Source organism: Streptomyces polyrhachis, from assembly GCF_042663125.1.
GTDB lineage: Bacteria > Actinomycetota > Actinomycetes > Streptomycetales > Streptomycetaceae > Streptomyces > Streptomyces polyrhachii.
The window spans coordinates 1-12,377 of sequence record NZ_JBHSZO010000060.1 but is presented as its reverse complement, the minus strand read 5'-3'; the positions used below and the strand labels follow the sequence as shown (position 1 = coordinate 12,377).

Here is a 12,377-nt window from a genome sequence, read left to right as displayed (position 1 = left end):
CGGTGGGCGTGGGCTCCGTAGGCGTGGGCTCGGTGGGCGTGGGCTCCGTAGGCGTCGGCTCCGTAGGCGTGGGCTCCGTGGGCGTCGGCTCCGGGGTGGGGTCCGGCGTCGGGCCCACCACGATCGGCGGCTGCCCCTCGTCGCGCGGGCGGTCGTCCGCCGGATTCGGGTTGCCGGGGCCGGAGGTGGTGGGCAGCGGCGCGGTGCCGTCGGGTACCGCGCGGGTGCCCTTGCGGTAGAAGTCCAGCCAGGCGAGCACCGTGCGCACGTACGTATCGGAGTGGTTGTAGCTGAGGATCGCCCGCCGCAGGCCCTTCGACGTCCGCAGGTCGCTACCGCTCGCGCACAGGTAGTGTCCGGCGGCGAGCGCCGCGTCGTAGATGTTGTTGGGGTCGGTCCTGCGGTCGCCGTTGCCGTCCTTGCCCCAACGCGCCCAGGTCGAGGGGATGAACTGCATGGGGCCCACCGCTCGGTCGTAGGTGGCGTCCCCGTCGTACGCCCCGCCGTCGGTGTCGGTGATCCGCGCGAAGCCGCCGCCGTCCAGGCGCGGGCCCACGATGGGCTTCAGCGTCGTACCGTTCGTATCGACCCGGCCGCCGCGTGCGTGTCCGGACTCCACCTTGCCGATGGCGGCGAGGAGCTGCCAGGGCAGATGGCACTGGGCGCGCTGGGTGGCGAGGACGCGCTCGGCCTTGCGGTAGGCGTCCAGCACGGTGGCCGGGATGCCCGACTGGTCGAACGTCGCCTGCGCGGCATCGACGATCGTTCGCGGGTCGGCCACGGCGGCCTCCGCGACCGACAGCGGCGGCAGGTCCGTGTGGTAGGGGGCGGTGTTCCCGTATGCCTCGCCGGTGCCGCCCTGCGGTCGCGCGCCGGCGGGATCGTCGCCCTCGTGCTGCGCCGCGAAGGTCGCGGGGCCCTGCGATCCGGTGAGGACGACCATTCCGGCGACGGCGACAGCCGAGCCGACGACACCACCGCGCCAGTCGTGGCGGGGGGGCTTCGGCTTGCGGTGCTTGTTGTGGCGACTCACGGTACTGGCCTTTCGCGGGTCTGGTCCGGCGGGGCGTGGGCGGCGTGCTCGTCGGGCAGGGCGGCGGCGCGGAGGTTGCGGTGTGGTCTGGCCGGAGCGTACGGAATGCCTGTGCCATACGGGAAGCCCGTGCCGTACAGAGGCGGGCGCTGATTCAAGTCCACGGCCCCTCCTCGACCTCCAGCACCAGCTCCTCCAGGTGGTCCGCGGCCGCGAGGGCGCCGCCGGCCGTGCGGAAGGAGTCACGTACGCGTCGCGCCGCCGCCGCGTAGCCCGGCTCCATCAGTACCGAGTCCAGCGCGTGCCCGATCCGGTCGGCGTCGGTGCGTCCGAAGCGCACCCGTACCGCCGCCCCCGTCGCAACAGCCTGGCCGGCGACCACCGGCTGGTCGCCCCGCATGGGCGCGAGGACCAGCGGGACCCCGTACCACAGCGCCTCCGCGACCGTGTGGTGGCCGCCGTGGCAGATCACCGCCTCGGCGAGCGCGAGGATCCGCAGCTGCGGGATCTCGGGTACGACCAGCACGTCGGCGTCCGCGGCGGGCTCGCCCAGCACACCGCCGGGGTCGACGACCACGGCGCGCAGCCGGTGCGCACGCCGGCGTACCGCCTGGACGGCCTGCTGGAGGAAGGCGTCGGCCGGCGGCGGGGAGCCGAAGCCCAGGGTGATGAGGACCAGACCCCGGGGGTCGGCGCGGTCCAGCCAATCCCGGGGGAAGCCGGCAGGTTCGGGGCGCGGGCCGAGCGCCGGCCCCAGGAAGCGCAGAGGGCCGCGGCCGGCGGGCTGGGGGCCGGTGAGTTCGGGGGTGGACAGGACCAGGGTGCCGCGGGGGGAGAAGCGGGGGTCGTAGAGCGCGGAGGCGTCGCCCAGCCGCTGGCGCAGCCGGTCCAGGAGGCGCCCGTTCCACTCGTCGAGCTCGGGCATGCCGAGCAGGGCGCCGCTGGTGGGGGCGGCGGTGGAGGAGACGGTGACGTACGGGACGGCAAGGCGTTCGGCGACGAGGGATCCGGCGAGGGTCTGCTGGTCGGTGACGAGGAGGTCGGGGCCGAACTCCAGGACCGCGGCGGTCAGTCCGGGGGCCATCGTGGTGGCGAGGGGGGCCCAGTAGTGCTCCCAGCGGTGCTTGAGGGCGGCGGTGCCGCGGAGTTCCGCACTCGCAGGCCCGCTCCCGGGATCCGGCTCCGCGCCGGGCAGGGCGGCGGAGTCGGAGTCGGAGTCGGAGTCGGCGTCGGAGTCGGCGGTGCAGGGGAAGGTGGTCGCCTTGCTGCCGACCGTACGCGCCACGACAACCGGATCCCCCGCCCAGGCGATCTGATGCCCGTGCTCCTCAAGGGCGGCGGCGACCGCGGCCAGCGGATAGACGTGCCCGTCCAGCGGAGGCACGACGAACAGAAGGCGACTCATGCGCGGTCTCCGTTTCCGTGGCCCCGGTCGGACGCCGGGATAGGGGTGGGAGGCCGCACGGGGACCGCCCTGCCCCCGTCGGTGGCGTGGGCGTTCACGGCGACCGTCCAGGCGACGAGATACGTACGGGCGGCGACTCCCCCACCGGGGGCGCTCAACTCGACGCAGCGGACTGGCAGTTCGCCGTCAACGGTACGTACGGTCAGCTCCTCGGCGCTCGCGGCGAGTACGTCGCTCCACGCCCCGCGCTCCTGCGTCGAGGTCGCCGCCTCCTTCGCCGCGCGGAAGCGGGCCGCCCAGCGGGAGCGCTGCTCCCCCGGCGCTGCGAGGCTGTCCAGCAGGGCGGACTCGGCGGCGTTCAGGCGCCCGGGACGCGCGTCTTTGAGCGCGACGACGCTGATTCCCTGAACACCTCCCGCCCGCGACCCGGCGCCCGGCTCCCTGGGGAGCGCGTCCCCCGGCTGGAGCAGGGCGACAGCCACCTCGCCGACGCGGGCCACTGCCATCCGGTGCTCGGGCAGCGTACGACCGTACCGCCCTTCCGCCCGCAGCCCGCCCATGCCATCGGACCGGACCGCGAGCTCCGCCGGGAAGATGTCGCCTCCGCCGTTCGCCCAGAGCCATTGGCGCACCGCGTCCTTGGCGACGATCCGGCTCAGCAGCCAGGAGCGGCGGTGGCGCAGTGGCTGGCGGGCGTACTCCTCGCGTTCCCGCGCGCCGAGATAGGTCCGCTCTATCAGCTCCCTGGCCGGAGGCTTCGGCCAGGCGTCGAGGAGCAGCGTGAAACCCGCCGGGTGGGCGGTGGCGAGAGGGAGCCGCTCAGGGAAGCCCACGCCCCGGCGGGCACCCGGCAGGCTGACGCGGCGCTGCCGCCAGCCGAGGAGTTCGGCGTGCAGGGCACCGTCAGGAGTGGCCAGGCGGATATCAGCGGTGAGCATGGCGGCGGCGGTGGACGTCAGCTTGACGGAGGCGGTCAGCTCGGTGCCGGGGGGCGGCTCGGGGGTGAAGTAGCGCAGGCCGCGCAGCCGGACGGGGAAGGCGACTTCATGGCCGGCGCCATGGGCCAGCGTCCAGCAGCCGAGGAGCTGCGCCACCGCGTCCAGGACACTGCCCGGGCGGCCTGGGACGGTGAGCGTGCCCTTGATCTGGCGCTCCCCCATCGAGGCGAGGGCGGTGACGAGGCGGGGCGCGTAAGGGAGGCTCCAGCGCTCGGGAGCCAGCGCTTCCAGGTCGGGGAGCGGCGTGTCCCCGCGTGCGGCCTCCTCTCGCCAGGACCGCGCGGGAGGCGGCGGATACCGGTCGGCGAACGTGAGACGGGCACAGGCGTACGGGCCGAGCGCGACGCGCAGGGCGTCCGGTTCCGGCTCGGCGGTGACCTCGGCGGTGATGCCGACGTCAGCGGACCACCCGGAGGCGTCTTCCCCGCCCTCCTCGCCGGCCGGCGGCTCCGGTACGAGCGCGAGCCAGCGCTCCAAGCGCAGCTCCCGCACGGCCACGAGTCGGGCGTGAGCGGCCGGCGCGAACGCCTCGGCCGTCTCGGCCATCAACCGCAGTGAGGCTCCCGCAGTCAGCACCGGCCGGCGATCCGCGCGGTGCGGCCACCCGGCGCGCTGGCGGACCGTCCCCCCCTCGCACAGCACCGCCAGTTCGGCCGGCTGGAGCGGTACGGCACACCGGTACGTGGCCGGCGCGGCGGTCCGTACCGCGGGGACGGGACAACTGCTCGCCTCAGGTCCCTGGTTGGGAACCCGGCCGGAGGATGAGGGCCACTCATCAGCCTCCGGCCGGGTAGCCGTGAGGGCGGCGCGCGACCGCGGGTTCCTCGCCGTTCGCGAGGAAGGGAGGGCGCCCGTCATCGGGCCGCCCTGAAGTCTGTTCCGGCTTGAGCGGCCGTCTGGGAGAACCGGGGCAGCTGCTCGGCCAGCCACCCCGGCGCCTCCCCCAATGGAGCGAGGAGGTGGGTCCGGGAGGAAACGGGGTACGGCGCCTCGCCCTGCGCCGTACCCCCTCCCACTTCCACCGCCTCGTATGCGGAAGACGCGTACGAGTCGCCCGTTCCCGAGGAGAGGAGGGCAGCGGGGAAGAGGTCGTCTTTTCCTGCCGAATCCGTCGGGCGGAAGATTTCGGCAGCCGGTGGCACGGCAGGCGGCATGCGGACCGCATACGAGCCCCGCCACGCAGCTGGCATGAATCCCCCACACTTGACCGCCGAACCTCACGACGAGTTTTCCGGCCTGAAACCGCACCGTAATGAGCCCAACCTCCCCGGTCAACGGCGTCCTTGCCCGGAACTAAAGGCTTTATAAGACGCGGAGCAACGAGCCGCGAGCGCTTATCACAGCACCCACCAATCACCGCCCGGGCACAGCCCGTATGGCCGCCTTCGCCTACGCTCGGCCCGCGCCACGCCGCGCACGACGGCGCACGCACGCAGGCACGTCCACCGCCCGCTCTCTTGACGCAAAGGTGAACCACGATGCCCCAGCACCCCAGCCGCCGCGGCGTCCTGCGCGGGGCGGCGGTCAGCGCTCTCGCCGTCGGCGCGCCCGCCCTCGTCCACACTCCCGCACACGCTGCGGTGCCTGCGGGCTGGCAGGGCTCCGTGGTCGGGAGGCTCGCCCCCGGCCTGGAGCCGTTCGACACGGCGATGATGGAGTTGATGCTCGCGCACGGCATACCTGGGGCCCAAGTCGCCGTGGCGATGCACAACAAGATCCTCGCGTTCCGCTCCTACTCCCTCACCCAGGACCCAGCGGAGCAGGTCACCGACACCTCCGTCTTCCGTATCGCAAGTTTGTCCAAGTCGGTGACCGCTGCCGCGGCGACCCGCATGCTGTACAGCTCCGCGCTCTCCCGCACCGAGACGGCGATCCCATGGCTCGGCCTGTCGCCGGTGTCGACGAAGCTCGGCGAGGCGACGGTGCAGCGCATGCTGCGCCATGAGGGCGGCCTGGGCGCGGCCGAGCCGCCGGAGAACGGCGACTTGGCGACCTACTTGTACCTGCGGGCGCGGGGAATCAGCGCGAGCCTCCCGCCCACCCGGGCCGACCGGCTGCGGGCCCTGGAGCCGCGCACCGACGCGGCCTACGGGGCAGCCGGACAGTACGCCTACTCGAACACCGGCTACCACCTGCTGGGCCACCTGATCGCCGACGCTGCCGGGGTCCCGTACGAGACGTACGTGCAGAACGGGATCCTCAGCCCGCTGGGCATCACGAGGATGCGGCTCGGCCACACCACCGTCAAAGCCGGCGGGGAGGTCAACTACCACGTCCCCTCCGGCACTCCGCCGGCCACCACCGTGATGGACGGCTCGGGCGCGAAGGTTCCCGCTCCCTACGGGGAGTACAACCTCGACGGCTATCTGGGCTCGGGGTCATGGCTGGCGCGCGCGGTGGACTTCCTCCAGTTCATGAAGGTGATGAACGGCACGAAGCCGACGATCCTCAGCCAGGCCGCGGTCAGCGAGATCCGCAGCAGGTCCGAGGCGTACGCGCCGAACGCCGCTTCCTGGTCCGGCTACGGGTGGCGGGTGACGCCATTCGGCAGCAGCGGATACATCAGCGAGAACACGGGCCGCCTCAACGGCCTCCTCAGCCACGCATTCCAGTGGTCGACCGGGCACTCGGTCGTAGGGATCATCAACAAGTCGCACTTCACTTCGGTTCCGGACCTGGCGGCAGCGTTGAACAAGGGACGCAGCAGTACGGACCCCTACGCCTTCTACCAGCAGACCGACTACACCCCGCTCTACTTTCCCAACGCCGCGGTCTGAGGCGGGAACCCACGACCCGCACCAGCTGCAAGCCGCCGGGGCGGTGTCCGAGCTTCCCACTCGGACACCGCCCCGGCGCTCCGGTGGCGTCGGTGGGAGAGCGGCCGGTCTCCCACCTCGTTCCTTGGCGCTTCGGCGAAGCCAGCGACAGTCGGGCCGGTTCATTCAGTTGCCGACGGACTCGATGGCCGCGCGCAGGTTGGGAAGCGGGCCGATGTGGCGGGGTCCTGGCTGCTGGGGCGTACCGGTGCTCCGCAGGACATCGCGCACCTGTGCGGGAGTGAGGAGCTGCCCGCGTGCTTTCATCACGCCCTGGAGGGCGGCGACGGTCGGCGCGATCATGGCGGACGCGGCGGATGTTCCTGTGAAGTTGACCGAGTAAACCTTGTTCGGTTCCGCCGCGCCGCTCCACGTTATCGCTGTCGTTACGCACAGACCGTAGCCCTGGACATCCACTCGTGAACCGTATGTGGAACCCAAGGAGGTGGGGGACTTGACTACCGGCGTCCTGGCCAGCGGGCGACCGCTGCCCGCGCAGTTCACACCCGCGACGCTCGGCGGCTCGCCCGCGCCGACCATCAGCGCACCGGAATCGGGGCGGTCCATGATGGTGACCGCGTAAGCATCGTTGGCGTCGTCAAGGCTGTTGTCGCCGTTGCCGGCGGCTTCCACCACCGTGATCCCCTTGGCGGTGGCCAGCACGATCTGATCGTACGCGGCGGCGTAGTACTCCACCGGCCACCACTTGCCGCTCCCGTCTGCCGGATATGCCTTAGCGATCTCCAGCAGGATCACATCCCCCGCCTGCGAGGTCGCTATCGCGGCATCGATACCCCAAGCGGCATCGGCCGTGGTGTTGAGTTGCAGCTTCGCGTAAGGGGCGATGCCAGCGATGCCGGCCCCATTGTCGTCAGCCGCTCCTCCTACGGCTGCCGAGGCAGTGCCATGTCCTTGGTCAGAGCCCGATTCACATGGATCGCCGGCCATGGGGCGAAGGCGGATAGGGGGTCCGGCGGAGGTGGCTCTGGAAGTGAATTCTTCGTGGCAGGTGTTCCACTGGTTGAGCCGGGTCACGACGCTTGTCCCGCTGGTTGCGGAAATGCTGGTTCCATCGCCTAGTTGGCCGTTGGTGTTGGAACCCCATGCCTTGAGCTCGGGTGTCGTGGCCGAAGTCTTGACGACCGTGTGACTTTTGCCCGCACGGACCAGGTCTACCGGGGTGGCGACAACAGTTGGCACCATGCGCTTGACCGTTGTGCCGTCGCCGAGCTGGCCTGAGTTGTTGTTGCCCCAGGCGAGCGCTTCGGTCCCGGCCCGCGCGGATCGTACGACGCTGTAGTCCGATCCGGCGGAAATATCGGTGATGTTGCTGAGGCCGGGCACGGTGATGGGCGAGAGGCGCTTGACGGTCGTTCCGTCGCCGAGTTGTCCGTGCGTGTTCAGGCCCCAGGCCATGACGGTAGCGCCATAGGTGAGTGCCAGCGTATGGCTCCCGGCCGCGCTGACCATATCCGCGTCCGTGATGTCTGATACCGGGGTGGGAACATAGCTGTGTGCGGTGTTGCCCGTGCCGAGTTCCCCCGAGGTGCCGCGCCCCCAGCTACGGAGGGTTCCATCCCCCAACCGGGCCACGGAATGGTTCAAGCCTGCTGCGACGTTCGTGACATCTGTGAGCCCGGGGACGGGGACGGGCGAGAGGGTGTTGGTCGTGGTGCCGTTACCGAGCTTGCCGTAACTGTTGGAGCCCCACGCCTTGACGGTGCCGTCGCCCAACACCGCAAGAGTGTGGTTGGGGCCGGTCGCGAGGGCCGTCACTCCGGTGAGGCCCGGTACCTGGACCGGGGTGGGGCGGTCGGTCGTTGTGGAGTCGCCCAGCTGTCCACTGCCGTTCTCGCCCCACATCCATACCGTTCCATCAGCCAGGAGGGCGGCTGAATGGTCTTGAGCTGCTGACACCGCGATGACGTTCGTCAATCCGGGAATTTTCCAAGGGGTGTTAGTGGCGGCTACGCCGCTAATGCCGAGCTGGCCACGGTTGTTGGCCCCCCATGCCCACACCTCATCGTGGCCGATCGAGTCCGCCACCATCAGGGAGTGGGCATTCCCCGACGCCAAGCTGTTCGCCGGGCCTCTCGGGATGAGGTTGGTCCCTCCCTCGACGTCGGTGAGGGTGATCCCCTGGCCTTTGCCGCCGGGGAGGGCGTTGGCGTAGTCGGCGTCGACTCCTGCTCCGGCGCTGCTGTTCGCGGGGTTGCGGTAGAGCTGTCGGGATTGGAGTGGTTCGGAGGAGGGAGTGAGTTCGGGTATCGACTGGGCGATCTCGACGGAAGGGAGGGCATTGAGGTCTTCGAGCAGCCCTTCGATGCCGGTGGGGACTGCCACGGCGAACCAGGCGTTCAGGTCGGGCAATGCACGCTTGGTGTTCTTCTCCAGCTTGACGCGTTCGGCGGTGATCGCCGTTTCGGAGCGTTGCGACATGCGTCGGATCGTGGCGCCCGGGTAGTCGTCCAAGATCCGCTGGAGGATTCTGGCGTCCCTGGAGTCGTGGGCGACGAGTCGTCGCGTGCGTCCGTCGCCGGTCAGTCGTATCTTGCGGTCGGCGCGGAACTTCACCGTCAGCTCGGTACGGGAGAACCCTGCGGGCAGTGGGCCGTGCGTACCCGGAGCGGTGTTCTTCTGGATGCCGTGGTCGAACGCGGTTGGCTGGGGAGGTTCGGCTGCCGCGTGGCTGGTTGGTAGCGCGGCCGCGGCCAACGCCATCGATACCACCATGAGCGCGAGCCTCTGACGGGTGGCGCCTATCTTCCTCGCACGGGAACGCATCTCAGACCTTCCTGAAGATCCTGCTGGGTCATGACATGTAGTTCGCGGGAAAAGCAACGATCGATTCGGTCCAGTGGGAGGAGATTCCAGAGCCGGGCCCCCGATGCCTTGACTTCGGGGGCCCGGCTTTCTGCTACTCGCTGGGTTCAGCGCGCTTCCTACCAGCCGTGATTGATCCGGGCGGTGTCATAGTCCCGCCCTTACGGGATGCGGGTCAGGTTCACGCCCATGGTGTTGCCACCGCCGGCCGCGAAGGCCGAGAGGAAGGTGTTGACGATGCCGCAGTTCTCCAGCGAGGGCATCTGGTAGACGCCCGCCATCTTGCCGCCCTTCAGCGCGACGAAGCCGGTACCGGCCAGGTCGAGGTCAACCGGGCTGTTGCCACGGCATTCCGCGCCGCCACCGATCTTCAGACCGAGAGCGGTCAGCTTCGGCAGGTAGATCCACGCCTGCGCGTCAGCGGTGATGTCACCGTTGGTCTGCAGCGTGCCCGTCAGCGGCTTGTTCTGCACGAAGCGCACGTCAGCCGTACCGGGGATGAAGCCGAGCAGCTTCAGCTTGCCGGTCGTGTCGTTCAGCGTCAGCGCACCCTCGTACGTCTTCGCGGCCAGGTTGAACTTGACGTCAACCCCACCGGTCAGCGGAATGGTGCCATTCGCGGCCTTCAGGAACGAAGAACCCGTCAGGCTGAACTTCATCGGGATACCGCCACCACCAACCGGAGCCGGAGCCGGAGCAGGCTCGGGCTCAGGAGCCGGAGCAGGCTCCGGGGCCGGGGCCGGGGCCGAGGCGGGCTCCGGCGCGGGAGCCGGGGCAGGCTCCGGGGCCGGGGCGGGGGCAGGCTCCGGCGCCGGGGCGGGCTCCGGGGCAGGGGCAGGAGCGGGCGCGGGCGCGGGGGCAGGAACCGGAGCAGGCGCGGGGGCAACCTCAAGCTCAGGCGACGGCGGCAGGTCTCCGCGGTCGACCACCTCGATGGACTTCAGCAGCGTGTCCGACGAAGTCAGTACGCAACTCGCGTTGAACTTGAACGGGTCGGCGTTGCCATCGTTGTCGTGCAGACCCCATTCGACCGGGTTGCCGGCGGCGTCCAGGGCGACCATGTCGACGAACCTGACAGGGTTGATCGTGATCGTCGCAGTGCCCTCCTCCGAAAAGAAGAGAGAGGGCATGAGACCAGAGGCTGTCAAATCGAACGGTCCGGCGCTCTGTGGCACATCGACCGATTCGATCCGGCTGTTCATGAGGGCGACGGCATCCGTCTGTCCCGGACGTGTCACTCGTTCCTTCGTCGTCAGCTTTCCGGAGAGCTGCCTACCGCCCACCATATCCATCATCTCGTAGACTTGCAGTGGCATGCGGATGTCCGTCTGGAACTGGATCGGATCCGACACCACGTTCTTACTGAAGTCCGCAGGGAACTCCGCGTAGGTCTCCACACTCACCGGGGCATCTCCGATGAGCGGGAAGGCGCAGTCGTAAGTCTGCTTGAGGTGACCCGTCACCGGGTCGGGCCCGCCCACCGGTGCAGGCTCAGGCGCGGGTGCCGGAGCAGGCGCGGGAGCAGGCGCGGGTGCGGGTTCAGGCGCGGGTGCGGGTGCGGGTGCGGGGACCTGCACGGGTTCTGGTGATACCTCGTCGACGACCTCGAAGGTGTGCAGCAGGGTGGCCGTCGAGGTGCGCGTGCACATGGCGTTGAACTTCAGCGGGTCGGCGTTGCCACCGTTGTAGTGCACACCCCAGTCGACCCGGTTGCCGGCGGCGTCCATGGCGACCATGTCCACGAGCTTGAGCCCCGTGACGTCGATCTGCCCCATACCCAGGTTGTCGAAGGTCAGTGACGGGGTTTCCCCCCGCGCCTTCATGTCGAAGCCTGTCATGGTCCGCGGTACGGCGGCCGGAGCCACATCGGTGGTCACATCCACCGTCAGGTCTGAGGCGCCTGGGCGCTTCACGACCGCCGTGGCAACTGCCTTCCCCGAGATGGACACCGCCCCGGTCATGTTCAGACCGTCTGCGACGTTAGGGCCCATATGGGCGTCCGCCAGCACCCAGTAAGCGCCGGTCGGCTCGCCCTTCTTGATCTGCGTCGGTATCTCCGAATAGATGTCGATGCTGATGGGGTCGTTCCCGATGAGCGGGAACATACAGGTGTAGGTCTGCGAGAGCGAGAGCGGCACAGCACCAGCCTGTGGCGCCAGCACCGCCAGCAACCCGGCGATCAACCCGACCGCGGTCGTGGCCGCCAAAGCGATCTTCGCCCTGGCCTTTCTGGAGAAACTCATGCGTCGGCCTTTCCGAAGGAGCAAGGGACGGACTGGCCCACCAGTCCTGGGTAAACGCTCAACTCCTGGACCAGGCAGGCCTCTCCACGGCAGGGCGAGTACCGAAGAGGGGGGAGGAAACAGACCAGAAACTACCCCCTCCTCACGCATCGTCAACGTCACATCGGCAACCGCTTACGGAACTTGTGATTCCTTATCAGACACATGAACGCTGAAATATTCCGTTTGAGCGTCAGATGCCAAGAGGCCCACCAACCCGCTCTACCTCTCGAAAGATTGACAGCGGTCTGGTGAGGGAAAGGGCCGGGCCCCCGAAGCCTTGGAAGGCTTCGGGGGCCCAGTTTTCTGCTCTTTGCCGGGTTCAGCAGTTCCTGCTGGCCGTGAGTGATCCGCCCTTACGGGATGCGGGTCAGGTTCACGCCCATGGTGTTGCCACCGCCGGCCGCGAAGGCCGAGAGGAACTTGTTCATGATGCCGCAGTTCTCCAGCGAGGGCATCTGGTAGACGCCCGCCATCTTGCCGCCCTTCAGCGCGACGAAGCCGGTACCGGCCAGGTCGAGGTCAACCGGGCTGTTGCCACGGCATTCCGCGCCGCCACCGATCTTCAGACCGAGAGCGGTCAGCTTCGGCAGGTAGATCCACGCCTGCGCGTCAGCGGTGATGTCACCGTTGGTCTGCAGCGTGCCCGTCAGCGGCTTGTTCTGCACGAAGCGCACGTCAGCCGTACCGGGGATGAAGCCGAGCAGCTTCAGCTTGCCGGTCGTGTCGTTCAGCGTCAGCGCACCCTCGTACGTCTTCGCGGCCAGGTTGAACTTGACGTCAACCCCACCGGTCAGCGGGATGGTGCCATTCGCAGCCTTCAGGAACGAAGAACCCGTCAGGCTGAACTTCATCGGGATACCGCCACCACCAACCGGAGCCGGAGCCGGGGCGGGCTCGGGCTCAGGAGCCGGAGCAGGCTCCGGCGCGGGAGCCGGGGCAGGCTCAGGAGCCGGGGCGGGCTCAGGAGCCGGGGCAGGCTCCGGGGCCGGGGCGGGGGCCGGAGCCTCCGGCGCAGGC

7 protein-coding genes are annotated in these 12,377 nt (G+C 69.6%); 1 reads left to right on the top strand and 6 read right to left on the bottom strand.

Annotation, left to right across the window (positions count from 1 at the left end):
- The 3 genes from ACFQLX_RS24670 to ACFQLX_RS24660 all read right to left on the bottom strand — a co-directional run.
- A partial coding sequence (locus tag ACFQLX_RS24670; protein ID WP_386418612.1) for a lytic transglycosylase domain-containing protein occupies positions 1-1,033 on the bottom strand: 1,033 nt, incomplete at its 3' end.
- Between the two features lie 154 nt (positions 1,034-1,187).
- Entirely contained in the window at positions 1,188-2,438 is a 1,251-nt protein-coding gene (locus tag ACFQLX_RS24665; protein WP_386418610.1) for a glycosyltransferase, read from the bottom strand.
- The gene (locus ACFQLX_RS24660; protein WP_386418608.1) at positions 2,435-3,982 is read right to left on the bottom strand and encodes a polyketide synthase dehydratase domain-containing protein; all 1,548 of its coding nucleotides are present in this window, start codon (positions 3,980-3,982) and stop codon (positions 2,435-2,437) included. Before ACFQLX_RS24660 ends, ACFQLX_RS24665 begins: the two co-directional genes overlap by 4 nt.
- Before the next feature lie 932 nt (positions 3,983-4,914).
- On the opposite strand from ACFQLX_RS24660, the gene ACFQLX_RS24655 reads away from it, so the two are divergent.
- Positions 4,915-6,213, top strand: a complete 1,299-nt coding sequence (locus tag ACFQLX_RS24655; protein ID WP_386418606.1) for a serine hydrolase domain-containing protein — start codon at positions 4,915-4,917, stop codon at positions 6,211-6,213.
- 165 nt (positions 6,214-6,378) lie between these two features.
- Here ACFQLX_RS24655 and ACFQLX_RS24650 read toward each other — a convergent pair whose 3' ends face one another.
- From ACFQLX_RS24650 to ACFQLX_RS24640, 3 genes are all read right to left on the bottom strand, one after another.
- On the bottom strand, positions 6,379-8,985 hold the full coding sequence (locus ACFQLX_RS24650) for an RCC1 domain-containing protein (RefSeq protein ID WP_386418604.1): 2,607 nt from the start codon (positions 8,983-8,985) through the stop codon (positions 6,379-6,381).
- A 251-nt stretch (positions 8,986-9,236) separates the two neighbouring features.
- Positions 9,237-11,318: a DUF6801 domain-containing protein gene (locus tag ACFQLX_RS24645; protein WP_386418602.1), complete on the bottom strand. Its 2,082-nt coding sequence runs from the start codon at positions 11,316-11,318 to the stop codon at positions 9,237-9,239.
- A gap of 395 nt (positions 11,319-11,713) precedes the next feature.
- Complete coding sequence (locus ACFQLX_RS24640) at positions 11,714-12,211, bottom strand: hypothetical protein (RefSeq protein ID WP_386418601.1); 498 nt, start codon at positions 12,209-12,211, stop codon at positions 11,714-11,716.
- Between the last annotated feature and the right edge of the window lie 166 nt (positions 12,212-12,377).